The organism is Mesorhizobium sp. KR9-304 (assembly GCF_040049215.1).
Classification (GTDB): Bacteria; Pseudomonadota; Alphaproteobacteria; order Rhizobiales; family Rhizobiaceae; genus Mesorhizobium_K.
In genome coordinates this window covers 2,146,233-2,170,769 of record NZ_JBDZDN010000001.1, presented here as the reverse complement: position 1 = coordinate 2,170,769, position 24,537 = coordinate 2,146,233, and the positions used below count along the sequence as shown (strand labels likewise).

At 64.5% G+C, this 24,537-nt stretch carries 23 protein-coding genes; 10 read left to right on the top strand and 13 right to left on the bottom strand.

The annotated features are described in order from the left end of the window. Positions 1-169 precede the first annotated feature (169 nt). Both ABLE71_RS10485 and cydB read left to right on the top strand, forming a co-directional pair. Positions 170-1,567, top strand: coding sequence for a cytochrome ubiquinol oxidase subunit I (locus tag ABLE71_RS10485; RefSeq protein ID WP_348783278.1), 1,398 nt, complete (start codon positions 170-172; stop codon positions 1,565-1,567). Beyond that, complete coding sequence (gene cydB / locus ABLE71_RS10480) at positions 1,567-2,577, top strand: cytochrome d ubiquinol oxidase subunit II (protein ID WP_348783277.1); 1,011 nt, start codon at positions 1,567-1,569, stop codon at positions 2,575-2,577. The genes ABLE71_RS10485 and cydB overlap by 1 nt, the downstream gene beginning before the upstream one ends. Before the next feature lie 45 nt (positions 2,578-2,622). Here cydB and ABLE71_RS10475 read toward each other — a convergent pair whose 3' ends face one another. Next, a complete protein-coding gene (locus tag ABLE71_RS10475; RefSeq protein ID WP_348783276.1) occupies positions 2,623-5,007 on the bottom strand; it encodes an aldehyde dehydrogenase family protein in 2,385 nt (794 codons plus the stop codon). Positions 5,008-5,017: 10 nt separating this feature from the next. Next, a complete protein-coding gene (deoC, locus tag ABLE71_RS10470) occupies positions 5,018-6,013 on the bottom strand; it encodes a deoxyribose-phosphate aldolase (protein WP_348783275.1) in 996 nt (331 codons plus the stop codon). 123 nt (positions 6,014-6,136) lie between these two features. On the opposite strand from deoC, the gene ABLE71_RS10465 reads away from it, so the two are divergent. From ABLE71_RS10465 to ABLE71_RS10445, 5 genes are all read left to right on the top strand, one after another. Further along, entirely contained in the window at positions 6,137-6,850 is a 714-nt protein-coding gene (locus ABLE71_RS10465) for a DeoR/GlpR family DNA-binding transcription regulator (RefSeq protein WP_348783274.1), read from the top strand. Between the two features lie 188 nt (positions 6,851-7,038). Continuing rightward, the gene (modA, locus tag ABLE71_RS10460) at positions 7,039-7,842 is read left to right on the top strand and encodes a molybdate ABC transporter substrate-binding protein (RefSeq protein ID WP_348783273.1); all 804 of its coding nucleotides are present in this window, start codon (positions 7,039-7,041) and stop codon (positions 7,840-7,842) included. A gap of 16 nt (positions 7,843-7,858) precedes the next feature. Then, positions 7,859-8,563, top strand: a complete 705-nt coding sequence (gene modB / locus ABLE71_RS10455) for a molybdate ABC transporter permease subunit (protein ID WP_348783272.1) — start codon at positions 7,859-7,861, stop codon at positions 8,561-8,563. Then, positions 8,560-9,705 carry a molybdenum ABC transporter ATP-binding protein gene (gene modC / locus ABLE71_RS10450; protein ID WP_348783271.1) on the top strand — a complete coding sequence of 382 codons (1,146 nt, stop codon included), beginning with the start codon at positions 8,560-8,562 and terminating at the stop codon, positions 9,703-9,705. The genes modB and modC overlap by 4 nt, the downstream gene beginning before the upstream one ends. A 42-nt stretch (positions 9,706-9,747) precedes the next feature. Next, complete coding sequence (locus tag ABLE71_RS10445) at positions 9,748-10,089, top strand: winged helix-turn-helix domain-containing protein (RefSeq protein ID WP_348783270.1); 342 nt, start codon at positions 9,748-9,750, stop codon at positions 10,087-10,089. A 131-nt stretch (positions 10,090-10,220) separates the two neighbouring features. Here ABLE71_RS10445 and ABLE71_RS10440 read toward each other — a convergent pair whose 3' ends face one another. The 8 genes from ABLE71_RS10440 to ABLE71_RS10405 all read right to left on the bottom strand — a co-directional run bounded on the left by ABLE71_RS10440 (position 10,221) and on the right by ABLE71_RS10405 (position 19,277). Next, positions 10,221-10,361, bottom strand: a complete 141-nt coding sequence (locus tag ABLE71_RS10440) for a DUF1127 domain-containing protein (RefSeq protein ID WP_348783269.1) — start codon at positions 10,359-10,361, stop codon at positions 10,221-10,223. A gap of 160 nt (positions 10,362-10,521) precedes the next feature. After that, positions 10,522-11,073, bottom strand: coding sequence for a gluconokinase (locus ABLE71_RS10435; protein ID WP_348783268.1), 552 nt, complete (start codon positions 11,071-11,073; stop codon positions 10,522-10,524). Positions 11,074-11,080: 7 nt separating this feature from the next. Further along, positions 11,081-12,070 carry an ABC transporter permease gene (locus ABLE71_RS10430; RefSeq protein WP_348783267.1) on the bottom strand — a complete coding sequence of 330 codons (990 nt, stop codon included), beginning with the start codon at positions 12,068-12,070 and terminating at the stop codon, positions 11,081-11,083. Continuing rightward, positions 12,067-13,047 (bottom strand): ABC transporter permease, encoded by a 981-nt coding sequence (locus ABLE71_RS10425; protein ID WP_348783266.1) that lies wholly within the window; start codon positions 13,045-13,047, stop codon positions 12,067-12,069. The genes ABLE71_RS10430 and ABLE71_RS10425 overlap by 4 nt, the downstream gene beginning before the upstream one ends. Continuing rightward, positions 13,047-14,603, bottom strand: a complete 1,557-nt coding sequence (locus ABLE71_RS10420; protein ID WP_348783265.1) for a sugar ABC transporter ATP-binding protein — start codon at positions 14,601-14,603, stop codon at positions 13,047-13,049. The genes ABLE71_RS10425 and ABLE71_RS10420 overlap by 1 nt, the downstream gene beginning before the upstream one ends. 66 nt (positions 14,604-14,669) lie before the next feature. After that, positions 14,670-15,794: a sugar ABC transporter substrate-binding protein gene (locus tag ABLE71_RS10415; RefSeq protein WP_348783264.1), complete on the bottom strand. Its 1,125-nt coding sequence runs from the start codon at positions 15,792-15,794 to the stop codon at positions 14,670-14,672. Positions 15,795-16,023: 229 nt separating this feature from the next. Beyond that, positions 16,024-17,058, bottom strand: coding sequence for a LacI family DNA-binding transcriptional regulator (locus tag ABLE71_RS10410; RefSeq protein ID WP_348783263.1), 1,035 nt, complete (start codon positions 17,056-17,058; stop codon positions 16,024-16,026). After that, complete coding sequence (locus tag ABLE71_RS10405) at positions 17,055-19,277, bottom strand: adenylate/guanylate cyclase domain-containing protein (RefSeq protein ID WP_348783262.1); 2,223 nt, start codon at positions 19,275-19,277, stop codon at positions 17,055-17,057. Before ABLE71_RS10405 ends, ABLE71_RS10410 begins: the two co-directional genes overlap by 4 nt. A gap of 314 nt (positions 19,278-19,591) precedes the next feature. Here ABLE71_RS10405 and ABLE71_RS10400 point away from each other — a divergent pair, with 314 nt between their 5' ends. Beyond that, positions 19,592-19,768, top strand: a complete 177-nt coding sequence (locus ABLE71_RS10400) for a hypothetical protein (RefSeq protein WP_348783261.1) — start codon at positions 19,592-19,594, stop codon at positions 19,766-19,768. Between the two features lie 35 nt (positions 19,769-19,803). Here ABLE71_RS10400 and ABLE71_RS10395 read toward each other — a convergent pair whose 3' ends face one another. Beyond that, positions 19,804-20,484 (bottom strand): response regulator transcription factor, encoded by a 681-nt coding sequence (locus tag ABLE71_RS10395; protein WP_348783260.1) that lies wholly within the window; start codon positions 20,482-20,484, stop codon positions 19,804-19,806. 58 nt (positions 20,485-20,542) lie between these two features. On the opposite strand from ABLE71_RS10395, the gene ABLE71_RS10390 reads away from it, so the two are divergent. Then, a complete protein-coding gene (locus ABLE71_RS10390; protein ID WP_348783259.1) occupies positions 20,543-21,322 on the top strand; it encodes a response regulator transcription factor in 780 nt (259 codons plus the stop codon). Positions 21,323-21,347: 25 nt separating this feature from the next. Further along, complete coding sequence (locus tag ABLE71_RS10385) at positions 21,348-23,435, top strand: ATP-binding protein (RefSeq protein ID WP_348783258.1); 2,088 nt, start codon at positions 21,348-21,350, stop codon at positions 23,433-23,435. A 100-nt stretch (positions 23,436-23,535) separates the two neighbouring features. Here the strand turns inward: ABLE71_RS10385 and ABLE71_RS10380 are convergent, their stop codons facing one another. Then, entirely contained in the window at positions 23,536-23,925 is a 390-nt protein-coding gene (locus tag ABLE71_RS10380; RefSeq protein WP_348783257.1) for a hypothetical protein, read from the bottom strand. A 274-nt stretch (positions 23,926-24,199) separates the two neighbouring features. Continuing rightward, the gene (locus tag ABLE71_RS10375; protein WP_348783256.1) at positions 24,200-24,499 is read right to left on the bottom strand and encodes a GNAT family N-acetyltransferase; all 300 of its coding nucleotides are present in this window, start codon (positions 24,497-24,499) and stop codon (positions 24,200-24,202) included. Positions 24,500-24,537 lie beyond the last annotated feature (38 nt).

Genomic DNA, 24,537 nt, shown 5'->3' with positions numbered 1-24,537 from the left:
GAGACGCTTGCCTCCATTTCGATCGACCGCCGCAACTCGGCATTTTTAATACGCAGGCAGGCGCGACCGCATGTCCAGCCGGCAGGAGTTGCACGTCGGCTGATAGCCTGTCACCCTGCCACCTGCCGGGGCGCACTCGGATTGCAGCTATGAGGAGGCGGGCAAGACCATGGAACTGGACCCGGTATTCCTTTCCCGGCTGCAATTTGCATGGCTGATCGCCTGGCATATCCTGATGCCGGCCTTCACCGTCGGTCTGGCGTCCTTCATAGCGGTGCTCGAAGGCCTGCATTTTTTCACTCGCAGGGAGATTTACCTCAGGATATCGACCTTCTGGATCAAGATATTCTCCGTCGCCTTCGGCATGGGCGTGGTGTCCGGCGTCATCATGCCGTTTCAGTTCGGCACCAACTGGAGCCGCTACTCCGACGCCACCGCCAACGTGCTGGCGCCACTCTTCGCCTATGAGGGGCTGACAGCCTTTTTCCTCGAGGCGGCCTTCCTCGGCGTGCTTTTGTTCGGCCGCAAGCTGGTGCCTCCCGGCGCGCATTTCGTCGCGGCGATCATGGTGGCGCTCGGTACGCTGCTATCGTCCTTCTGGATTCTTGCCGCCAACAGTTGGATGCAGACTCCGGCCGGTTACGAAATCGTCGAGGGGCGCTTCTTCCCGACCGACTGGTTGTCGGTCATCTTCAACCCCTCTTTTCCCTACCGCTTCGCCCATACAGTCGTCGGCTTCTACATTACGACCGGCTTCGCCGTCGTGGCGGTCGGCTCTTTTCTCCTGCTCAGGCGGCGATCCACGGACGAGGCCCGCGCGATGGTCTCGATCACGCTCTGGCTGCTCAGCGTGCTGGTGCCGGCGCAGATTTTCATTGGCGACCAGCACGGGTTGAACACGCTCGAGCACCAGCCGGCGAAGCTTGCGGCGATCGAGGCGCATTGGGAAACCGGCAGCAACGTCCCGCTCATCCTCTTCACCATCCCGGACGACGCCGCCGAGACAAACCGCCTCACCATCCAGATTCCCTATCTCGGCAGCCTGATCCTGACTCACAGCCTCGACGGCGCGGTGAAGGGGCTGAAGGATTTTCCGCCGGACCAGAGACCGCCCGTGGCGCTTCCCTTCTTCGGCTTCCGCATCATGGTCGGCATCGGCTTGCTGATGTTGGGCGTGGTCATCTTAAGCTGGTGGCTGCGCTGGCGCCACAAGCTCTTCGACAGCCCGCTCTTCCTGCGCGCGTGCATCCTGGTCGGGCCACTCGGCTTCGTCGCGGTGCTTGCCGGCTGGACCACGACGGAGGTCGGTCGCCAGCCATGGATCGTTTATGGATTGATGCGCACCGCCGACGCCGTTTCGCCATCGTTGACGAGTTGGGATGTGCTGATGTCGCTGCTGTTCTATATGGCGGTCTACCTCATCATCTTCCCGGCCGGTTTCCTGATCATGGCGCGCATCATCAGGAAAGGTCCATCCATTGCCGAAGAGGAAGGCGATCAGCCGATCGAAGGCGGCCGCCCCAGCAAGCCGATCACCGTCGAACTGCACGCCAAGGGAGGGGCATGATGGACAGCGTGCTCAGCTTCGTACCCATCTGGGCGATGATCCTCGCCGCCGGCATCTTCCTCTATGTCCTGCTCGACGGCTTCGATCTGGGTGTCGGCATCCTCTACGGCTTCGAGCCCGATCTCGAATCGCGCAATCTCGTGATGAACTCGATTGCGCCGATCTGGGACGGCAACGAGACTTGGCTGGTGCTGGGCGGCTTCGCGCTGCTCGCGGCCTTCCCGCTCGCCTTCGCAATCATCGTTCCCGCGCTCTACTTCCCGATACTGCTGATGCTCCTGGCGCTTGTGTTTCGGGGCGTCGCTTTCGAGTTCCGCTATCGCGATTCCGAACACAAGAGTTTCTGGGACCACGGATTCTGTTACGGCTCCGGGCTTGCCGCCTTCGCTCAAGGGGTGATGCTCGGCGCCTTCATCGACGGCTTCGAGACCGAAGGGCGCGAATTCGTCGGCACCTCCTTCGACTTCCTGACGCCCTTCTCCATCTTGACGGGCGCAGCACTCGTCTTCGGCTACAGCCTGCTCGGCTCGGGCTGGCTCATCCTGAAGACCGAGGGCGATGTGCAGAAGCGCGCACGGCGCAGCGGCAGGATCAGCCTGATCGGCGTCTTGATCGGCATCGGCGCAGTCAGCCTGTGGACGCCTCTCGTGAGTTCGGAGGTTGCCGAGCGTTGGTTCTCCTGGCCGAACCTGCTGTTCCTCTCGCCTGTTCCGGTGCTGACCTTGCTGGCCGCCTACCTGACGTGGCGGGCCTTGAACGGCTCGACCCATGCGGGGGCTTTCATCGGAGCGGTGTGCCTGTTCGCGCTTTCCTATCTCGGAATCGCAATCAGCCTGTGGCCGTTCATCGTGCCGCACAAATTCACGCTGTGGGACGCGGCCTCATCGAACACCACCCAGGCCTTCCTGCTGGTCGGCACGCTGTTCCTGCTGCCGGTGATCCTGGTCTACACCGGTTGGTCCTATTGGGTGTTCCGCGGCAAGGTGCGCGCCGACATCGGCTATCACTGAGGGCACCGTAAAGGCCCAGTCCTGCCGGGCGTTCAGAGAGGCGAGCTATTCGCCGTAAGGCACCCAGATGTTCTTCACCTGCGTGGCATGCCGCAGGAATTCACGGCCCTGCGCTTCGCCCGAAAGCCAGTTGCGCGCACCGCCGTTCCAGACCGGCTTGAGGTTGCCCGCCGACGCCTTGTCGACCAGCGCCGCCTCGACCCCGCCGTTGAAGTTCCAGAGCGCGGCGACCTCGTCATGGTCGGCAAGCGTCTTGGCCAGTTCCGCGGCATTTCCGGTGACGATGCTGAGCACGCCATCCGGCACGTCGCTGGTGTCGAGGATCTGGTAGAAATCGGTGGCCGCCAACGGATGGCGCGAAGACGGCACGGCGACGACGCGATTCCCGGTGGCGAGCGCCGGCATCACGAGCGAGACGAAGCCGAGCAGGGGCGTTTCGTCCGGGCACAGAATCCCCATCACGCCGAAGGGCTCGTTCATCGCAAGCGTAACATGCCGCGACTTGGTCGAACGCACCGCGCCGTCATATTTGTCGGCGAAGCCGGCGTAGAAGAAGGTACGCCGGATCGAGGCCGCGACCTCTTCCGCCGCGTCGCGCTTCGACGCGCCGGTCATGGCACGCAGCCGCGCCTCGAATTCTCCGGCGCGGGCCGAAAGATTCTCGGCGATGTAGTAGAGTATCTGCGCGCGGTTGTGTGCGGTCGCCGCGCCCCAGTTTTCGGCCTTGGCAGCGGCCTCGACCGCGTTGCGGATATCCTTGCGGTTGCCGAGCCCGGTGAGGCCGACCGTCTTTCCCGAAGGACTGACAACGGCGTAGCTGTAGCCTGAATCCGGCCGCGCCTGCTTGCCGCCGATATAGAGCTTCGCCGTGCGGTCGACCTCGTCCTGGGCAGCGATCTGAGCTGTCGGCGACGGTGCCGCGTTGAGCGAGACCTTGGCAGCCTCCCTGCCCTTCAGTTTAGCGCCGTCAGCGATCAGATATTCGTAAAGGCCTTCGCGGCCACCTTCGCGTCCAAAGCCGCTTTCGCGGTAACCGCCGAAGCCGGCGGCGGCGTCGAAGAGATTGGTGGCATTGACCCAGATAACGCCGGCCTTGAGCCGCGCGGCGACCTCGAGGCTGCGGTTGATGTTCTCCGACCAGATCGAGGCGGCAAGTCCGAAGCGCGTGTTGTTGGCGAGCGCCACCGCTTCGTCGGGCGTGCGGAAGGTCATCGCGACCAGCACCGGCCCGAATATCTCGACGACGGCGACGGTGGACGACGGCTCGACGCCGGTCATCAGCGTCGGCGCGAAGAAGGTACCGGTTCCAGGAACCGGTATCGAAGGCTGGAAGACCTCCGCACCCTCCTGCCTGCCCTTTTCGACCAGCGCGGTGATGCGTTCGAGCTGCTCGGTGGAGACGACCGCGCCAATGTCGGTCGACTTGTCGAGCGGCGCGCCGACGCGCAGCGTCTCCATGCGGGCGCGGATCTTGGCATAGAGCTTTTCCGCGATGCCTTCCTGGACGAGCAGACGCGAGCCGGCGCAGCAGACTTCGCCCTGGTTGAACCAGATGGCGTCGACCAGCCCTTCGACAGCGCTGTCGAGATCGGCGTCGTCGAAGACGATGAACGGCGACTTGCCGCCGAGCTCCAGCGACAGCTTCTTGCCCGACCCGGCAGTTGCGGTGCGGATGATGCGGCCGACATCGGTCGAGCCGGTGAAGGCAATCTTCGCCACGCCGTCATGCGCGACGAGTGCGGCACCCGTGTCGCCCTCGCCGGTCACGATGTTGACGACGCCGGCAGGCAGTCCCGCCTCGCGGCAGATCTCGGCGAAGGCGAGTGCTGTGAGCGGCGTCTGCTCGGCGGGCTTCAGCACCACCGTGTTGCCGACGGCCAGCGCCGGCGCGATCTTCCAGGCCAGCATCAGCAGTGGAAAATTCCACGGAATGATCTGGCCGCAGACGCCGACCGGCCGGTAGCCGGGAAACTCGCTCTCGATAAGTTCGGCCCAGCCGGCGTGGTGATAGAAATGCCTGCTAACCAGCGGGATGTCGATGTCGCGGGTCTCGCGGATCGGCTTGCCGTTGTCCATGGTTTCCAGCACGGCAAGGAAGCGGTCGCGCTTCTGGATGTGGCGAGCGATCGCGTAGAGATGTTTCGCGCGCTCGTGGCCAGAGAGCTTGGACCAGGTCTTGAACGCGCGGGTAGCAGCCGACACGGCGCGATCGATGTCACCGGCCGCGCCCTGCGCGACGCGCGCCAGCACCTTGCCGTCGGCCGGATTGGTGACCTTAAAGCTCTTGTCTGCCGCGGGATCGGTGAACTTGCCGTCGATGAAATGGCCGAAACCGTCCTTGTGGCTGTCCAGCCACGCCAGCACGTGCTCGTTGCCTTCCGGCGACGGGCCGTATTCCATGCTTTTCAGCACATCCTTGATGTGAACCATGTCTCGTCCCTCAGGCCATCGGGTGACGGTAGGTGGCCGAATAGCGGCCGGTGACGAAATGTTCGAGCTGGCGCTCGATGTCGGCGAGCATCGAGCTCGCGCCGATGCGGAAGAGGTCGGGCTCGAGCCAGGGGCGGCCGAGCTCCTCCTTCATCAGGATCAACCAGTTGAGTGCGTCCTTGGCGGTCTTCAGCCCGCCAGCCGGCTTGAAGCCGACCCGGTAGCCCGTCTCCTCGCCGTACTCGCGCAGCGCGCGGATCATGACCAGGCTGACGGGCAGCGTCGCGTTGACGTCCTCCTTGCCGGTCGAGGTCTTGATGAAGTCGGCGCCGGCCTGCATCGACACCATCGACGCCTTGTACACGTTGCGCAGGGTCTTCAGGTCGCCGGTGGCGAGGATCGCCTTCAGATGCGCCTCGCCGCAGGCGTCGCGCATCGCCGCGACCTCGTCATAAAGCGCCTGCCACTCCTGGTCGAAGACGAGCGCGCGGTTGATGACGATATCGATCTCGCCGGCACCTTCGCCGACCGCATACCTGATTTCGGCAAGGCGTTGCGGCAGCGGCGTCAGGCCGGCCGGGAAACCCGTCGCCACCGAGGCGACGGGAATGCCGGATCCGTTCAGCGCTTTCACTGCGGCGGGCACCATGGTCGGATAGACGCAGACCGCGCCGACCGTCGGCGGCGCATCCTCGAGGCCGAGCCCCTTAAGCAGCGCATCGCTCAGCGGCCGCATCGCCTTGGCGCAGAGTCGCCGCACCCGGTCGGGGGTGTCGTCGCCAGCAAGCGTGGTGAGGTCGATGCAGGTCAGCGCCTTCACCAGCCAGCCGGCCTGATATTCCTTCTTGACCGAGCGGCGCGTCGGCAGCGTCGCGGCGCGCCGCTCGACCGCGCTGAGATTTATCTGGATCGCCTCGAAAGCATCCGGACGCAGCGCGGTTCCGGAGTTGCGGTGCGTGTTGCGCAGCACGGGTTCCGAAACTGCCGCGACGGCTGACCTCTGCATCGCTGATCCTCCGCGCCGGGCAGCGTCCAGCCCGGCATTATTATGTTACAATAAAAACATTATGTTGCAATCGTCTCATATCGGCATTACCGATGTCAAGGTTGATTTGGCGCCGGAGGCCTCGTGAGCAGGATCGGATTAAGGAACGCCCGGCTCGAACGGCTGGCCGGTTTGCTGGGCGGCCACAGCCACCTGAAGCTCACCGCCGTTGCCGAAGAACTCGGCGTCTCCGAGATGACCATCCGACGCGATGTGATGGATTCCGGCGGCCGCTTCGCGTGCCTTGGCGGCCACGTCATCGGCGCGCAGAACGACGTCGCCGGGGACTACGTGCTTGCGAAGGAAACCGACCACCACGCCGCCGCCAAGGAAAAGGCTTGCGCCAAGGCGGCGCGGCTGATCGAGGATGACGACACGATCTTCATCGACTGCGGCACCACCACACCGCACCTCGCTGCCCTCATCCCGCCTGACCTGCGGCTGACGGCGATCTGCTATTCGCTCAACGTCGCCGAGATCCTGAGCCGCCGCCAGAACACCCGGCTGATCCTGCTCGGCGGGCTGTTCCACCCCGCGGCAGCTTCCTTTTCCGGCGAGGCAGCACTCGATCAGCTCAAGCGCATCAGCCTCAACAAGGCCTTCATCTCGGCCGGCGGCGTGCACGAGACGCGTGGCGTCACCTGCTCGCATTTCCATGAGGTGCCGGTGAAGCAGGCAGCAATCGCGCGCGCCGTGGTGTCGTATCTGGTCGTCGATGCGAGCAAATTCGGCAAGGTGCGCGCCGCGCATTTCGCCGAGATCGCTGCCTTCACCTCGGTCGTCTCGGATCGGGACTGATCCGCCGCGGTTGGACTTCGCTGTATTCGACTGGCGTCATCGCGATCGCCGCTGCGTGCATGCGGATGATTGTTTCGCGCCGCAATTTGGTTGTTGACGTACCTTCCATGGTTATATTCAATCGAATATATCGATTGGAGGTCGCCGGCGCTTGCGATCCGACCCGAGAACGGATTGGGGAGAGTTTCATGGGGAACGGACGGATCGGAACGGGATTGGCTGCGGCCATCGGCAGCTTCGCTGCCGTGCTGCTCGCCGGGGTTCCTGGCGCGGTAGCGCAAGACAAGGTCACCGTCTTCGCAGCCGCCAGCCTGAAGAACGCACTCGATGCCGTCAACGCAGCCTGCGAGACGGATGTCGGCGAGCGGGCGACGGTGTCCTACGCAGCGAGTTCGGCGCTGGCGAAGCAGATCGAGCAGGGCGCGCCGGCGGACGTCTTCATGTCGGCCGACCTCGACTGGATGAAATATCTCTCCGACAAGAATCTCATCAAAGCCGGCACTGAAACCAAGCTGCTTGGCAATTCCATCGTGCTGGTCGCGCCGACGGATTCGAAGGTCGAGGCCAAGATCGAGAAAGGCTTCGACCTCGCCGACCTGCTCGGCGACGGCAGGCTCGCGATGGCGAACGTCGATGCCGTGCCGGCCGGCAAATACGGCAAGGCCTCGCTGGAATCGCTCGGTGTCTGGGCGGCCGTCGAAGGCAAGGTCGCGCAGGCCGAGAACGTCCGCGCCGCGCTCGCGCTGGTCTCCACCGGCGAGGCCCCGCTCGGCATCGTCTACAAGACCGACGCCGCGGCCGACCAGACGGTCAAGATCGTCGGCACTTTCCCGGACGGGTCGCACCCGCCGATCGTCTACCCGGTCGCCCAGACCGCCGAGTCGGCGGACAGCGACACGCCGGCATTCATCAATTGCCTGCAATCGGCTAAGGCGAAGGACCTTTTCGAGGCGCAGGGTTTCACGGTTCTTGCGCCGGTGGTGTCCAACTGAGAACCGGCGCAAACGCATGAACTGGCTGCTGGACCTCACTCCCGACGAATGGAATGCGGTCCGGCTCTCGATCCGTGTCGCGGTCGTAGCGATGCTTTTCAGCCTGCCCCCGGGAATACTGATCGCCTTGCTGCTCGCGCGCGGAAAATTCTGGGGCAAGTCCGTGCTCAACGGGCTTGTGCATCTGCCGCTGATCCTGCCGCCGGTAGTGACCGGCTATCTCCTGCTCCTCACCTTCGGCAAGCGCGGCCCGGCCGGCGCCTTCCTCGACCAGTATTTCGGCGTCGTCTTTTCGTTCCGCTGGACAGGCGCCGCGCTCGCCTGCGGCGTCATGGCCTTCCCGCTGATGGTGCGCGCCATCCGACTGTCGATCGAGGCGGTCGATCGCAGACTGGAGGCCGCCGCTGGCACGCTCGGTGCCAACCCTCTCTGGGTCTTCGGCACGATCACGCTGCCGCTCATCCTGCCGGGCATCATCGCCGGGATGATCCTCTCCTTCGCCAAGGCGATGGGCGAATTCGGCGCGACCATCACCTTCGTGTCCAACATTCCCGGCGAGACGCAGACGCTGCCGTCGGCGATCTATACCTTCACCCAGGTGCCGGGCGGCGACGCCGGCGCGCTTCGTCTCACCGTCATCTCGATCATCATCGCCATGACGGCGCTTGTCGCTTCGGAAGTACTGGCGCGGCGGGTCGGCCGCACGCTGGAGGTCGAATGAGCCTCCGGGTCGACGTCCGCCGCCGCCTCGGGGCATTTTCGCTCGACGCCACCTTCGAGACAGGTGGGCGGCTGACCGCGCTGTTCGGCCCCTCGGGTTCGGGCAAAACCTCCTTGGTCAACCTGATCGGCGGGCTGCTGCGCCCGGATGAGGGCAGGATCGTCGCCGATGGCCGTGTTCTGGTCGACACCGCGTCTCGCAAATACGTTCCCAAGCACAAGCGTCGCATCGGCTATGTCTTCCAGGACGCTCGCCTGTTCCCGCACATGACTGTCGGCCAGAACCTGCACTACGGCCGGTTCTTCACGCCGGCCTCCGAGCGCTACGGCGATATCGACGGTGTGGTCGACCTGCTCGGCATCGGCCACCTGCTCGACCGAAAGCCAGGCTTGCTGTCGGGCGGAGAAAAGCAGCGGGTCGCCATCGGCCGCGCCCTGCTTGCCAGCCCCCGGCTGATCCTGATGGACGAGCCGCTTGCCTCGCTCGACGACCGGCGCAAGGCCGAGATCATGCCCTACATCGAGCGGCTGCGCGACGAGACGAAGATACCGATCGTCTATGTCAGCCATTCTGTGGCCGAGGTGGCGCGCCTGGCGACCGACATGGTGGTGCTCGACCAAGGCAAGGTCGCTGCAGCCGGGCCGACCTCCGAGCTCCTGCAGCGTCTCGACCTGCTGCCGGCAGAAGAACGTGGCGAAGGCGGAGCCGTTCTGGAAATGCGGGTTGCCGGCTGCAACCAGGCTTTCGGCATGTCAACGCTCGTGTCGCCGGCAGGCGAGATCCATATCGTGGGGCTTGATGCCGAGCCGGGCTCCACAGTCCGCGTACGCATTCGCGCGCGCGACGTCATCGTCGCGACGGAGCGGCCGCACGGTCTCAGCGCCCTGAACATCCTCCCGGGCAGGATCATCGGCGTCAGTGCGGGCAATGGCCTTTTCGCGGACGTACTGATCGACTGCAACGGCGAAGTCATCACGGCACGCATCACCAGGCAATCGGCCGAGATGCTTTGTCTGACGCGCGGCCTGGACATATTCGCGGTGATCAAGTCGGTCACCTTCGACCAGGCCAACACGACACGCGGCACGACGGACGGGACGATGCGGCCCGAGGGGACGACAGGAATGGAGAAGGTCGGGTAAAATGGCTGCGCACGCAATCGCGGCGAGCCGGGAGAGAGACGCATGCCATCGCTCAGCCTGAGGATAAACCTCGATCCCGCCGGACGGATCGGGCCGGGCAAGATCGAGCTGCTTGAGCAGATCGCCGCCTTCGGCTCGATTTCGGCCGCGGCGCGCAACATGGACATGTCCTACAAGCGCGCCTGGGATCTCGTCGAAGAGATGAACCGGCTGTTCGGCAAGCCTGTCGTGTCGGCCCAGACCGGCGGCAAGCGCGGCGGCGGCGCCCAACTCACCCAGGCCGGGCTTGCCATCGTCAGCCGTTTCCGGGCTATCGAGCGGGCAGCCGAATCGGCAGCCGAGCAGCATATGGCCGCCCTGCAGGCCGAGATCGCAGCGGCCTGACGCTGCAATGTTTGGGCAAAAAAGAACCCGCCGGGTTGGCGGCGGGTTCTATGGGGTGGCCAGCGTTCTGGAGGGGGAGGGAACGCCGGCCTAGTCGGCGGCCGGGAGGAGAAGCCGTCGAAATCTCTTGGTTAGCGGGCTCCGCGGGCGATGCCGTGGATGTCGGCGCGGGTGATGCCGAGATCGTTGAGTTCACGCGCCGAAAGGCGGTTCAACTCGTTGACGGTCTCGCGATAGCGGCGCCAGTTGCGGAAATTGCGGATCAGGTTCATTTCAGTCTCTTTCTCAGCGTCTTTGGGCTGTTCTCGTTAACAGCGCTCAGATAGTGATCAGCAAGTGCCTATTAAATGGACGCTTTTGCATGGCATTTATGCAGTGGTCGCATAGCCGGTTAACGAGTCCTGCATGCCTGCAGGTCAGGACTCGCGAACGTTACGCACGGACGACCGGCGCCGACCCCAGTATAGCGGACGCTGCAAAAGCGACCTGACCGACCGGATCCCTGGCCGCGTCGAGCGTCAACGCATCTTCGTCCGGCAAGGGCGGCTCAAGGTCGGCGAATTGGCTGTCGATCAGGCTTGCCGGCATGAAATGGCCCTTGCGCGCCGCCACCCGGGCGGCCGCGACATTGCGTGCGACCTTCAGGTAGACGAATCGCAAATTCCGGCTGGCCAGCCTCAGCCGGTCGCGATAGATGCGCTTCAGTGCCGAGCAGGCGATGACCAGCGTCTCACCACGCCGTTCCGCCTCGCTTATCTCGACGGCGATGGCGTCGAGCCAGCCCCAGCGATCCTCGTCGCGCAACGGCATGCCGGCGGACATGCGGGCGATATTCTCGGGTGGGTGGAAGCGGTCGCCCTCGGCAAAGCGACCTGCGAGCGCCTCCGCAAGCGCCGAGCCGATGACCGTTTTGCCCGAGCCGCTGACTCCCATGACGACGACGATGAAGCGCTTCGCTTCCGGGCTGGCTGTCTCTGGATGCATCCGCCGGTCACCGGTTCGCTGGCGTGCGGCCGTAGAGCAACAGCATCGCCACGATGACGATGCCATAGATGATCTGGCGGCCGGCTTCGGGCATCTGCATGACCGACAGGATCGACTGAAGAAGCGTGATCAGGATGACCCCGGCGACAGTACCGAGATAGGAGCCGCGTCCGCCGAGGATCGACGTGCCGCCGAGCACTACTGCGGCAATCGAAGGAAGCAGATAGGGATCGCCCATCGATTGCGCGGCCTTGGACGCGTAGCCCGCCAGCAGCACGCCGCCGAAGGCCGAAAGCCCGCCGGAGACCGCAAACGCGATCATCACGATCTTGCGCGTGTCGACGCCGGAGAGGTAGGCCGCTCGCTCGCGGTTGCCGATCGCATAGACGGAGCGCCCGAAGGTCGTCCGGGCGAGCACGAAGACCGTAACCGCACCGATGATCGCCCAGACGATCACGGCGTTGGGCACGCCGGGGATCAGCGAGCCGGTAGCGAGATAGCGCATCGCTTCGGATGCGGAATCCTGTGGCGAGAAGCCGCCCGTATAGACCACCATCAACCCTTGCGCGACGGCATTGGTGGCAAGCGTGACGATCATCGAAGGTATCCGCAGATAGGCAACGCCTATTCCGTTCACCAGCCCGATTGCCATGCCGCAAAAAATGCCGAAGGGAATGGCGAAGGCGACGCCGGCCGGGCCGAAAGCGGCTGCCGCCGACGCCATCATGGCGCCGGCCGACACCGTCCAGGGTACGGACAAGTCGATCTGGCCAAGCAGGATTACCAGCATCATACCGGTGGCGATGACGCCGAGGAACGACGCCACTTTCAGCTGCTGGAGTAGATATTCGGGCGACAAGAAGCTGGTCGAATAGAGACTGCCGAAGATGAGCAGCGCGATGATGCAGGCAAACGAGGTCGCCACGGCCGGATCGACCTTGCGCAGGAACCTGGGCATGCGGCTCGAATTGCCGCCAGCAGTGGTTGTGTCGCTCATCCGAACCACTCCAGACGGTTCTTCACGCGGAACAGGGCGAATGCTCCGAGACTGACGGCAAGCAGTAGCACGACGCCCTGGAAGAGCGGCTGCCACAGCGGATCGAAATCGAAGACGAAAAGCAGGTCGCCGATGGTCCTGAAGGCGAAGGCGCCAAAAATCGCGCCGATCGCGCTGCCGCGTCCGCCAAAGAGCGATACGCCGCCGAGCACCACGGCGGCAATCGAGAACAGCGTATAGGTGTTGCCGCTCGCATAGGCGGCTTCGCCCGTATAGGTGAAGAAGGTCAGGAACAGTCCGCCGATCGCCGCAAGCAGCCCGGCGAGCGTATAGGCGAGGAACTTGCCGCGCTTGATCGGCACGCCCGACATATAGGCTGCGACTTCCGACGAGCCAGCGGCATAGGCCGCGCGGCCATAGACCGAGCGGCGGAACGGCACCCAGATGATCAGGACGATCGCCAGCAGCGCGACAAGGCTCGACGGCATAAATCCGAACAGCCTTCCAGTCAGCGCATCGGCAAGATCCTCGTTGACCGAGCCACCGGGAAACGGTCGAAGCAGCAGGGCGATGCCGAAAAAGACCGCGCCCGTCGCGATCGTCGCCACAATCGGCTGGAGGCGCCCGTATATGACGATGGCGCCGTTGAGCGCCCCGCACAGGATGCCGACGGCGAGCACCGCCACCACGCCGAATGCCGTCTCCGTCGGCGTGCCGACGACGATCCACGAGGCGAGGCAGTTGGTCAGGATGAAGATCATGCCGATCGAGAGGTCGATGCCGGCGGTGAGCACCACCAGCGTCTGCGCCATCGCTATGAAGGCAAGCAACACGCCCTTGTTGGAGGCCGTCTGCACGACATTGGCCGTGAAGCCCGCCGGGTGATTGGAGGTGTAGATGACAAACATCACGACGAAGATGCCCAGCGCGAGCAGCGTGCCCCGTTGCTCGGCGAACCAATAGCGCCATTCCCTCATCAGCTTGCCCTTGCCATTCGGGCCGCCTCGGCGGCGTCGATGTTCAGCGCGCTGGCGATCAGCGCATGCTCGGTGATCTCGTCGCCGACGAGTTCACGCTTGATCGCTCCGTCATAGAGCACCAGCACGCGGTCGCAGCAGCCAATCAACTCGTCATAGTCGGTCGAATAGAAGACGATCGCCGCGCCCTGGTCGGCGAGACGCCGCAAGAGCTGGTAGATCTCCTGCTTGGTGCCGACGTCGATGCCGCGCGTCGGGTCGTTGAGCAGGATGATTCGCGGATGCCGCATCAGCCATTTGGCGATGACGACCTTCTGCTGGTTGCCGCCCGACAGGGAGCCGACGGGGATGTCCAGCCCGGCTGTCCGGATTGCAAGCAGCTTCACCATCTCTTCGAGCAGCGCGTCCTCGGCATGGCGGTCGATGATCCCGTGTCTCGATACCTTGTCCATGGCCGCGAAGGCCAGATTCTCGCGCACGCTCATCGGCAACATCAAGCCTTCGGTCTTGCGGTCCTCGGGGATCAGCGCCATGCCGATCTTGCCGGCCCGAGCGTGGGCCGGGCTCCTGATGTTCGCCGGCTGACCGTCGATCAGCACCTCGCCCGTGCAGCCGCTGAGCACTCCGAACAGCGCCAGAAGCAGCTCACGCTGGCCTTGCCCGTCAAGACCGCCGAGCCCGATCACCTCGCCCGGCCGCACGGCGAAATTGATGGCGGTCAAGCGATCGGTCCATCCGAGATTCCTGCATTCGAGGATCGGCGCGGCATTGTTCGCCGCGGTCGCCGGCTTCGGCGGAAAGACGTGTTGATACTCGCGCCCGATCATCAGTTCGACGACTTCGCTGTCTGTCTTGGCGCCGGCCTTGTAGGTTGCGATCTTGCGTCCGTTGCGGAAGACGGTGCAGTCGTCGGCGAGCTCGGCGATCTCATGCATGCGATGCGAGATGTAGAGCAGCGCCAGACCCTCGGAACGGAGCCGCTTCAGCACCTCGAACACCTTTGACACGTCGGCTGCGGTCAGCGCCGAGGTCGCCTCGTCAAGGATGAGAATGCGCGGCTTGCGTGCCAGCGCCTTGGCGATCTCGACCATCTGGCGGCGCGACAGCGGCAGGTCCTTGACCAGCGCAGAAGGATGAATATCGGAAGCGCCGGCGCGCTCCAGCGCCTGCTCGGCGATCCTGCGCTGCGCCTTGCGGTCGATCATGCCGAATTTCTTCGGCGGATCGGAGATGACTATGTTGTCGGCAACGCTGAGTTCGGGGATCAGCGACAGCTCCTGGAAGATGCAGACGATGCCTGCCTTGTTGGCCTCCGCCGGCGATGCGAACGTTACATCTTGCCCGTCGAGGATCATGCGCCCCTCGTCCGGCGCGACGACGCCCGCCATGACCTTAATCAGGGTCGACTTGCCGGCGCCGTTCTCTCCGAGGATGGCATGGATGCGGCCGGCGTGAACGGAAACCTCGGCATCTTCGAGCGCGCGCACGCCGCCATATCGTTTCGACACGCCCTCCATGCGGAAAAGCGGCGCCGCCTCCGTTGAAGCCGTATCCATGGATCTCCCCATCGTTCCCGAGGCCGGCGCCGCGCTATGACCGCGGCGCCGGGACTTCAGACCGGACTACTGATTTTCCTTGGTCTGACCCATGATTTCCTGCGCGGTGAAGTTGATGCCGCAGGTCGGGAAGGCGTTGCCTACGAAGAAGTTGTCGGACTGGTCGGGATAGAAGTCCTCGCCCTCCTTAAAGTTCGGATCTTCGACGATAGCAGTCGGCAGCTTGACCGATTGCGGGACAACCGCCCCTTCCAAGGCGGCAATGGCCGTCTTGATGGCCACGGCGACCTGCGCCGGGCCGGTGCCCGCCGACGAGCATTTCAATCCTTCGCCGGCGAACTTGGCGCAGAACTTGCGGAAGCCGTTTTCCGTTTCGCCGCCGAACGGCACGAATGGATGCTTGGCATCGATCATCGCCTGCACGACGCCGGTGTCGCCGCCTTGCGCGGTGATGCCGTCGAACTTCTTGTGCACGGCGATAGCGTCGGCCGTCGCCTTCTGCGCAGTCGGATCATCCCACTTGCCGACCACCTCGACCACGTCCCATTTCTTGCCGGTTGCGGCAAAGGTCTCGTGGATGCCGTTGTGGCGGTCGGTGTCGACCGACGTGCCGGCGACGCCGCGCACTTCGAGGATCTTGCCGCCCTCGGGCAGGTGCTTGGCCAGCCAGTTGGCCCACAACACGCCGAGGCCCTTCTGGTCGACATTGACGTTGATGGCATCTTCGGTGTCGAGGATGTTGTCGAAGGCGACGAGGATGACGCCGGCATCCTTGGCGCGCTTGATCACAGGCGCGAAGGCGGTCGGGTTCTGTGCGTTAACGACGATGGCGTCGTAGCCGGAATCGATGAAATTGTTGATCGCCGAAATCTGCGCCGGCACGTCCTCGCCGGTCGAGACGACCTTGAATTCCTTGAGCTTGGCGGCGACCTCGGGCTGTGCGGCATAGGCCTTCGCGGTCTGGATCATCTGGATGCGCCAGGTGTTGGCGATGTAGCCGTTGGCGAGCGCGATCCGGTAGGGACCCGCCTTGGCAGGGAATTTGAAGAACTTGGTATCGGCGGCCCAAGGCGCGAAACATTCCGGTTCAGCGGCCGGGCCGCTGACGATTTCCGGCTCGGCAATGGCCGAAGACGCAAAGAGCATGAATGCGGAAGCGGCGAGCACGCCGCTGGCGACGGACTTGAACATTTAATTCCTCCCGGTTGTCTCTGTTGTCTGTTGAGATGCGTGTGCCGTGACTGCCGCCGTGCGGCCCGCGGAGCGCTCCTCTTGCGGCTCCGCGCCGGTGTCCTCCCTACACCGGCAATTGACATATTTATCAGACAAATCGACCTTGGCAAGCCACCAGCACAACCATCTCGGAAGTATTGGTAGCGCTACCATGAATTGATGTAAAGTGATATTCCGCAACGGCAGCTCAACCGCCCGCGCGATCGGTGCTCTCTCGGCGCTTGAGTTCGAAGCCGAGGTCGAGCACTCTATTTTCCGGCCGCGTCCCCGCCATCGCGGCCCGCGCCATGACGACCGCCTGTCGACCGATCTCGTAGCGATGTGTCCTGATGCTGGTTACCGACGGAAACGCCACCTGCATCATGTCGAAATCGTTGAAGCCCGATATGCCGATTGTCTGCGGCACGGCAATCGAGGCGCGGTGGCATTCGAACAGCACGCCGAGCGCGATATCGTCGTTGTTGCAGAAGACGCCGTCGAGCGACGGCATCTTGGCCAGAGCGTCGCGGAAGAGGTCGCGGCCGAGGGTGACGCTGGAGGGAACCGGCGTCGTCGTCACCAGCCGGGGGTCGAACAGCCCGGCCGCCTCCATCGCCGCCCGGTAGCCGGCGAGGCGGCGCTGCGAGCGCGGGTCCATGCGTGCACCGAGGAAGCCGATGCGCCGGTAGCCGACCTCAATCATGTGGTTTGTCGCTGCGCGGCCGCCGTCGAAATGCGAGAAGCCAACCATCATGTCGATCGGATCGGGACCTGTCTCCATGATCTGAACGACCGGGCAGCCAGCGGTTTCGAGCAGCTTGCGCGCGGCCGCCGTCTGATCGATGCCCGACACGATCAGAGCCGAGGGGCGTTGGCTGAGGAACACCTGCAGCAGGCGTTCCTCTTCAAGCCCGGAATAGTGCGTATTGCCGAGTTGCACGCGAAAGGAACTGTCCGAAAGGCTGTCATAGATGCCGCGCACGACTTCGGCGAAAACGTTGTTGGTGAGCGACGGCACCAGCACGCCGAACACTTCGGCGCGCGCCGAAGCGAGCGCCCTGGCGTTGGGGTCCGGCACATAGCCGAGTTCGTCGACGGCCTGCTGGATCTGCTGGCGCAGGCTTTCGGACACGCGCTCCGGTTCCCGCAGCGCCCGCGACACGGTGATCGCACCGACGCCGGCGAGCCGCGCGACGTCGGCGATGGTCGGGCGGCCGCCGCCGCGGCGCGCGCGCGGCTTCATTTGTGCTCGGCCCGGTACGATCCGTCCCATCCAGCCGCTGGGGGCGTCACCAGATAGGCGTCAAGCCGGCGCTGATATTCGGAATAGACTTTTTCGAGTTGGTGCGGAGCGGCTTTCATCAGCAGCGCCAGATCGTTGGCGGCCGCATCGAAGCACATCGACCGGTAATTGGCCAGGAAGCGGTCGTGCAGCCGCTTTAGCTCGATAAACTCCTCGTCCTGCGCCCGCTCGCGCCCGCCAAGAAGCGTATAGACCAGCGTCGCCTCGTCGCGCCCAACCACCATGACCTTGTCGATCTCCAGCATCGCCAGCCCCTGGACTCCGCGGGCGGTGCTCTCGGCGATGAGGTTGCTCACGCCATACTGCTTGGTCAGGCCCTCGATGCGCGATCCGACATTGACGCTGTCGCCGATGGCTGAATAGTCGAAGCGCTGCCGCGATCCGAGATTGCCGACGCAACAGATTCCGGAGTTGAGGCCGACGCCGATCTTGACCGGCTTCTCCAGCGTCTGGTTCAGCTTCTCCAGCGCATCGAGCATCTTCAAGACGCTTTCGCACGCCCGCTGCCGGTGCTCCGGGACGTCGAGAGGCGCATTCCAGAACGCCATGATCGCATCGCCGATATATTTGTCTATCGTCGCGCCGCTCTCCATCAGCACGTTTGTCATCGGCGTGAGAAAATTGTTGAGGAAGACGGTGAGCTCCGTCGGCTCCATCGTTTCCGAGATCGAGGTGAAGGAGCGGATGTCACAGAACAGGATGGTGAGTTCGCGGTTCTCTCCACCGAGCACAAGCGCGTCGGGATTCTCGACCAGCTGCTCGACCATGGCCGGCGACAGATAGTGGCTGAAGGCGCTGCGGATGTAGCGGCCTTCGCTTTCGCTGAGCAGCAGCCTGACGCCGGACCCCACGCCGTAGGCAAGGAGACACGTTTGCGCCGGCAGGATCGGAGAAAGCAGCAGATCGTAGCCGGTGAAGGCGAGCCAACCGACGCCCACGCTTATCGCGAGCGCGCCGGCCGCCACCACGGCGTTGGCGAAGGTTGACAGCCAGGGCAGGAAGGCAAGCACCAGGAGGCCGAGGCCGATCGCCACGACGATCTCGAAGCCGATCGCCCAGTCCGGCCGGGTCAAGAATTTCTGGGTGACGATCTGGTCGATGATGGCGGCATGGACGAGCACTCCGGGGAATCCGGCGCTGAGCGGCGTCGCCACGAGATCGCGCAGTCCGACCGCCGACGTGCCTATCAGCACGATGCGCCCCTCGATCTGGCTGGAAAGATCGGGATCCGGGCCGCCGAGCAGGCGATGGACAGGTATCAGCGGCGACGCCTGCTCACCCGTGTAGTAGACCCAGATGCGGCCGTCCGGCCCGGTTGGGACCTCGAATTCGCCGACCTTGAGCGCCGTCATGCCGGGCTGCCCGGTGTCGAACTCGCCGGAGGCCCCCGTGCTTTTGATGACGAAGCTCGACGCGCCCTGTGCGACCCTCAGCGACTCGATCGACAGCGCCGGGTAGAGATTGTCGCCCTGGCGCGAGATCAGCGGGATCTGGCGCACAACGCCGTCTGCCTGGCGCGGGAAGGAGAAGACGCCGAGGCCGGGTGTGGCCTCGTCGAGGACGGGAAGGTTGCGCACCGCGCCCGGAAAGGACGGCAGATAGGCGGCCGGGTTTTCGCCGGCAAAGGCGAAGCCGGCCTTTGCGGAAGGCGGCTGTGTTGTCGCCCCCTCGGCGAGCACGAGGCCAGCCACCACCGGCGCCTTGGCGAAGCTCGCGGCAAGGATGCGGTCGTGGTCGAGGTCTGAAGCCGAACCGGGATAGGTGACCTGGAAACCCTGGCTTTCAAGCTGCGCGACCGCCAGCGCCGGCGAGGTGCGGTCCGGCTCGGAAAGGATGATGTCAAGTCCGATCGCCGCGGCCCCTTCGGCGGCCAGCCGGTCGATGACGGAGGCGAGAACGGTGCGCGACCACGGCCATTGGCCGAGTTGGCGGATGCTCTCGTCGTCTATGTCGACGACGGCAACCGCGCTCTCGGTGGACTCTCGCGGCTTGAGCCTCTGGTAGGTGTCGAAGACCAGCGCGTTCAGCCGGTCGAGCGGGCTGAAAGGGGAATAGGCAGCGGCAATGACCAGCACGATGACCAGCAGGCCGGCCGACCAGATCGCGAGATAGCGCCGACGGCGGGCAATATGCAAAAGACGTGTCAGGAAGGCCCGCATTCAATCCCCTCGAAGCGGCGCACACAGTCGCGTGACGCAGGCCGCGAGGCAAGAGCGATTGTTATAGGCCCCGTTGTTCCATGCCGTCGTGCGACCAAATTCCAGCGCAGTCCGCGCTCTTTCATATATTGCATAGGTTAGGAGATCGGGGGCGTCGAGACAGCTCCCTGCGCGAAACAATCCCGAAACATCGGCCTCCACAAGCGGCATCGGCCCGATACAGCAGGCCCTCATGGTGCACCCACGGAAAGCGCGCGCCCACGATGCGGCGCAGCGCTTTCATTCCGAAAACAAGCTGATCCGGGACCGCCGCCATGAACGGAAAGACCTCGAAACTTGCTGCGACCATACTCTCGGGGCTGCTCTACACGCAGGGCCTGCTCGGGGTCGCCGGCGTCACGCTCGTCGTGTTGAAGGACCGCATGCACTCCGATCCGGCCGGCCAGGTCATCACCATGAAAATCGCGTCGCTCGACGCCCAACTACGTTAACCGGGGTGGCCGCCCGCCAGGCCTCGGTTCTGGACCTAAGTCGTCCTGGGCGGATCGAAACGATAGCCCGCGCCGCGAATTGTCGCGATGCTCTCGGTGTCCAGCTTGCGTCTGAGGCGAACGATGCGGGAATCGATCGACCGGTCGAACGCGTCGGCGCTTTCGGCCGGCGCTGCAGCCATGATGTCGTCGCGCGTCAGAACCTTGCGTGGATTGGCGAGAAAGAGCCTGAGCAGAGCCACCTGGCCGGGCGAAAGCTGCTCTTCGGTGCCGGATCTGTGCATGACCAGCGCCGCCTTGAGATCGACGGTCGCATTCTCCAGCACGACGAGTTCCCGATGGGCCTTGCCGCGGCGGCCGACGATACCGCCGATGCGCGCCGCAAGCTCGCGCCAGACCACCGGGCTCGGTACGATGTCGGCGGCGCCCAGCTCAAGCGCCAGCACTTTCTCGATCAGATCGGCGCGGCCCGCCACCATGACGAAGCTCGCTCCGGCCTCACCGCCGTGCCGGCGCAGAAGGTCGAGTCCGGAACTTGCGGGGTAGGTCTCGCCGATGACCGCAACGTCGATACCGCCGGCCGAAAGCAGCGATTCGGCCATCCACGCCTCATTCGCCTCGCGCACCTCGTAGCCACGGCGCTCGAGATAGTCCGCGAGGCTGTCTTCGGGGTCCTGCGAAAGGCATATGAGCGCTATGACCGGCCTTGCACCCATGCTGCGAACCACTGCCTCCCGAATCCCGAATGACCGCCCCAAATGAGCGCTGGACATCATGTTTATACCCAATCTACTTTCCGCCGATAGCGGAGGCGAGATTTCCCTGGCCACAAGGATCGCCATAGTCGAGGACGAGCCCGATTTGAGGGATGCGGTCGCCGAGTATCTCGGCGCCAACGGTTATGACGTGGTCACCGCCGAGAATGCCGACACCATGCGCGAACTGGTCAAGACGCAAGCCTTCCATCTCGCCATACTCGACATAGCCATGCCGGGGGAAGACGGCCTGTCCCTCGGCCGCTGGCTGCGCCAGCAGGCACCGATGGGTATCATCTACGCCACCGCTGCCGGCTCCGCGATCGACCGCATCGTCGGGCTCGAGCTCGGTGCCGACGACTACATCGTCAAGCCCTACGAACTGCGCGAGTTGCTCGCCCGGGTGCGCAGCGTGCTGCGGCGCGTGCCGCGCGCCTCCGAGACTCCGGCTGCGGCCGGCAAACCCGACGAGGGCGAGCGGCGGATCGTCGCCTTCGGCGATTTCCGCGCCGACCTCGACGGCCGCATGGTGACCGGCCGTGGCGGCGTCATCCTCGACCTCGCCAAGAGCGAGTTCGACGTGCTTGAAATCTTCCTGACCCGCTGCAACCGGCTGCTGAGCCGCGCCACCATTTCCGACGCGATCGGCTTCAGCGAAGAGCCGGAATCCTCGCGTGCCGTGGACATCCGCATCATGCGGCTGCGGAAGAAGATCGAGGACGATCCCTCGAACCCGAAATTTTTGCGCACCGTGCGCGGCGAGGGATACATCTTCTCGCTGCCCGAAGAAGGCCGCTGAGGCGTCGCCGTCCCGAAAGCAGCGCATGGTCGAAACCCAGCCCCCGAGCACCAATCCGGCGATCACCGAACCGGGCTGCACGGTTGCGGCCGCCCGCATCGTCAGGCGGCTGCACGAAACGGCGGAATGGCAGCGCATCATCGCCGATGTTCTGGAGCTGCTGGCCCGCTCGCTGGGCTGTCATCGGGCAATCCTGTTCCGTCTGCGCGAACTGCCCGGCGAAGGCTTTGCCCAGTCCATCGCGGCCTATTGGGAGGACGAGGACGCGCTTCGCGGCACCGACCGCCCGCGCGTCATCCTGCAGTCGATCGTGAACGCCGACCCGCTGCTAACAAGGCTTGCGGAGGAGGTCAGGCAGGGCAAGATGTTCGCCGGCCGCACACGCGAGATCCAGGGCTATCTGCGCCAGGATTTCGAAAACCAGAAGATCAAATCCTTCTTGTCCGTCACCGTATTCGCCAACGGCCACCTGTGGGGGACACTCGCCGTCAACGACTGCGCCGTCGAGCGTCGCTGGACGGACGAGGAGAAAGCCGCCGTCGAGATCGTCGCGATGGCCATCGGCGCCGCGATCGAGCGCTCGCTGTCGGACGCGCATGTCAGCGAGATCATCCGCCAGACCATGCTGCAGGCCTCGCTCGACGCCATCATCGTGATCGACGAGACGGCCAGCGTGATCGAGTTCAACCCGGCCGCAGAACGCATCTACGGCTACAAGCGCAGCGAGATCCTCGGCAAGGACCTGATCGACACGATCATCCCGCATTTCTACCGCAAGGGCTACGCCACCGGCGCCGACTATATGGCCGGCCGCGGCGCGCCGATGATCGGCCAGCGCATGGAAACGGTGACGCAGAACGCCCGCGGCGAGATCTTCCCGATCGAGCTGACTGTGACCGAGATGCAGGTCGCCGACCGGCGGCTCTTCTTCGGCTCCATCCGCGACCTCAGGGAGCAGCGGCGTGCCGAGGAGGAGATCAACAGGCAGCGCGAAAAACTTCACCAGAACGAAAAGATGGCGGCCATGGGTTCGCTGCTCGCCGGCGTCTCGCACGAACTCAACAACCCGCTGGCGGTCGTGGTGGCGCAGTCGACGCTGCTGCACGAATTCGCGCCGGACCAGCAGACCAAGCTGCGCGCCGAGAAGGTGCGAGCCGCCGCCGAGCGCTGCGGGCGCATCGTCAAGAGCTTCCTCGGCATGGTGCGGCTCCACCCGACCGTGCCGGCCGAAACCGACCTCAACAGCGCGGTGCGCGCCGCGCTGGAGGTGACGGCCTATGGCGCGCGATCGAGCGGCATCAACATCGATGCGGATTTCGCGCCGGGGACCATCCCGGTTCTGGCCGATGCAGATCACATCACACAGGTCGCAGCCAACTTCCTCATCAACAGCCAGCACGCGCTCGCCGCCCAGAATGGCGAGCGGCGCATCATGGTGCGCACGTTCCGCCTCGGCGAGCGGACCGTCGGCTTCGCCGTCGAGGACACGGGGCCAGGTATCCCCGCGGCGATAAGGCATCGCATCTTCGATTCCTATTTCACCACGAAGCCGGTGGGAGTGGGGACCGGCATCGGTCTCTCCATCTCCAAGGCGATCGTCGAACGGCACAAGGGGTCGATCCGCTTCGAGGAGGTGACTCCGAACGGCGCCCGCTTCGTCGTCGAGCTGCCCGCCTTCGTTGGCGCTCACACAGGCGTGGCCGCGCAGGAGACGCGGTCGAGCGGATTGCGCCACGCGCTGGTGATCGACGACGAGCCTGACGTCGCGGCGTCGCTTTCCGACATCCTCGAACTGATGGGCATCAAGTCGCGCATCGTCACGGCCTGGAGCACGGCCTCGGCCGTGCTCTCGGACTACGAGCCGGACATCGTCTTCAGCGATCTGCGCATGCCGGAGGCGAGCGGCATCACGATCTACCGCGAGCTGATCGCCTACCGCCCCGATCTCGGCCGCCGTTTCGTCCTGGTCACCGGCGACATGGTGGGAGCACGCGCGGAGATAGGCGCGTTGCCTCCCCATGAGCGTCCGCTGGTGCTGGAAAAGCCGTTCTCGACGCTCGACGTGCGCAGCGCGCTCGCCGCGGTCAACGATCAGACCACGATGACGCACTGATTCCGGCTTGGGTCAAGAAAAAAGCCCCGCCGGCAGGGTGGCGGGGCTGGAAGTGCGCGCAGGAGGAATGCGCGAGCGGATTGGCGTTGGCTGACGGCCCTCAGGCGCCGGCGATCACCCGGATCTTGCGGCCGTCGGTGCGGCCTGATTCCCTGGAAATCGTGTCGAGGCATTCGGCGCTTTCGGCGCCCCAGACCTGCCCATGACAGGCGATCTCGGCCTCGGACAGGCCGACGGTCTTGGTCGTATCGGCCCCATCATGCGCCGGGATGGCCGGCGCGGATGCCGCAGCCGGCACTCCAAATGAAGTGAAGGCGGCGCCCGAAGGCGGAACGATCGCCATCGCGGCGAAGGCGGCTGTCACGACCAGAAAGAACAGGATCATCGGATGGTCGGCGCTGCGCTGGCGGAGCGCGACCCTCGGCAAGCCCCAATGACGCTCGCGCGGCCTGAGATTGCGGTCGAATTCCTTGTCGATGACGGCGGCCATGGCCATAGGCTCTTGCGTAGTTGGATCTGATTGGATGAAACGAAAATAGCAGCCCTTTTGTTTCCGCCCGATGTTGCCGCTTTGTGCCTGTGTATCCCATCTGTTTCTTGAACTTCAGGCATTTTCGGTCAAATTCATGTACATTCCACCCATGCCAGCTGCCCTCGGGGGACCCAACAAGGTATTGAAATAGCTGGCTTTCTACGTAACGGAGATATCGTGGCGTTTCTCGTCGACTCGGGCAAAGCTGAACCGCCGAAGATGTTGGCGCGTGTCACCTTTGCAGCACGTCGGACCATTCCGGATGGCGCCGGAACTCGGCCACGACATAGCCGCAGAGCGGCGTGATCTTGAAGCTCTTGTCCCGAGCGTCATCGACGGCCTTCTTGACCAGCTTCAGCGCCACACCCCGGCCACGGTATTGCGGCGGCACGAAGCTGTAGTCGATGGCGATGTGGTCCGGACCGGTCTCGACGAAGGTCAGCCGCGCGGCCCCGCCGTCAGGCAGCGGCAGCAGGTAGGAACCCCGTCCGTTCTGTCTCTCGATGCTAATTTCCTGGTCCGCACCGCTCACCTGCCATCTCCGCACGTTTGCCCAGGCCGCGTGCCCGC

Coding starts and splice junctions, on each gene's coding strand:
- ABLE71_RS10485 (WP_348783278.1), top strand. CDS start 170: ATGGAACTGGACCCGGTATTCCTTTCCCGGCTGCAATTTGCATGGCTG.
- cydB (WP_348783277.1), top strand. CDS start 1,567: ATGGACAGCGTGCTCAGCTTCGTACCCATCTGGGCGATGATCCTCGCC.
- ABLE71_RS10475 (WP_348783276.1), bottom strand. CDS start 5,007: ATGGTTCACATCAAGGATGTGCTGAAAAGCATGGAATACGGCCCGTCG.
- deoC (WP_348783275.1), bottom strand. CDS start 6,013: ATGCAGAGGTCAGCCGTCGCGGCAGTTTCGGAACCCGTGCTGCGCAAC.
- modA (WP_348783273.1), top strand. CDS start 7,039: ATGGGGAACGGACGGATCGGAACGGGATTGGCTGCGGCCATCGGCAGC.
- modB (WP_348783272.1), top strand. CDS start 7,859: ATGAACTGGCTGCTGGACCTCACTCCCGACGAATGGAATGCGGTCCGG.
- modC (WP_348783271.1), top strand. CDS start 8,560: ATGAGCCTCCGGGTCGACGTCCGCCGCCGCCTCGGGGCATTTTCGCTC.
- ABLE71_RS10445 (WP_348783270.1), top strand. CDS start 9,748: ATGCCATCGCTCAGCCTGAGGATAAACCTCGATCCCGCCGGACGGATC.
- ABLE71_RS10440 (WP_348783269.1), bottom strand. CDS start 10,361: ATGAACCTGATCCGCAATTTCCGCAACTGGCGCCGCTATCGCGAGACC.
- ABLE71_RS10435 (WP_348783268.1), bottom strand. CDS start 11,073: ATGCATCCAGAGACAGCCAGCCCGGAAGCGAAGCGCTTCATCGTCGTC.
- ABLE71_RS10430 (WP_348783267.1), bottom strand. CDS start 12,070: ATGAGCGACACAACCACTGCTGGCGGCAATTCGAGCCGCATGCCCAGG.
- ABLE71_RS10425 (WP_348783266.1), bottom strand. CDS start 13,047: ATGAGGGAATGGCGCTATTGGTTCGCCGAGCAACGGGGCACGCTGCTC.
- ABLE71_RS10420 (WP_348783265.1), bottom strand. CDS start 14,603: ATGGATACGGCTTCAACGGAGGCGGCGCCGCTTTTCCGCATGGAGGGC.
- ABLE71_RS10415 (WP_348783264.1), bottom strand. CDS start 15,794: ATGTTCAAGTCCGTCGCCAGCGGCGTGCTCGCCGCTTCCGCATTCATG.
- ABLE71_RS10410 (WP_348783263.1), bottom strand. CDS start 17,058: ATGAAGCCGCGCGCGCGCCGCGGCGGCGGCCGCCCGACCATCGCCGAC.
- ABLE71_RS10405 (WP_348783262.1), bottom strand. CDS start 19,277: ATGCGGGCCTTCCTGACACGTCTTTTGCATATTGCCCGCCGTCGGCGC.
- ABLE71_RS10400 (WP_348783261.1), top strand. CDS start 19,592: ATGAACGGAAAGACCTCGAAACTTGCTGCGACCATACTCTCGGGGCTG.
- ABLE71_RS10395 (WP_348783260.1), bottom strand. CDS start 20,484: ATGGGTGCAAGGCCGGTCATAGCGCTCATATGCCTTTCGCAGGACCCC.
- ABLE71_RS10390 (WP_348783259.1), top strand. CDS start 20,543: ATGTTTATACCCAATCTACTTTCCGCCGATAGCGGAGGCGAGATTTCC.
- ABLE71_RS10385 (WP_348783258.1), top strand. CDS start 21,348: ATGGTCGAAACCCAGCCCCCGAGCACCAATCCGGCGATCACCGAACCG.
- ABLE71_RS10380 (WP_348783257.1), bottom strand. CDS start 23,925: ATGGCCGCCGTCATCGACAAGGAATTCGACCGCAATCTCAGGCCGCGC.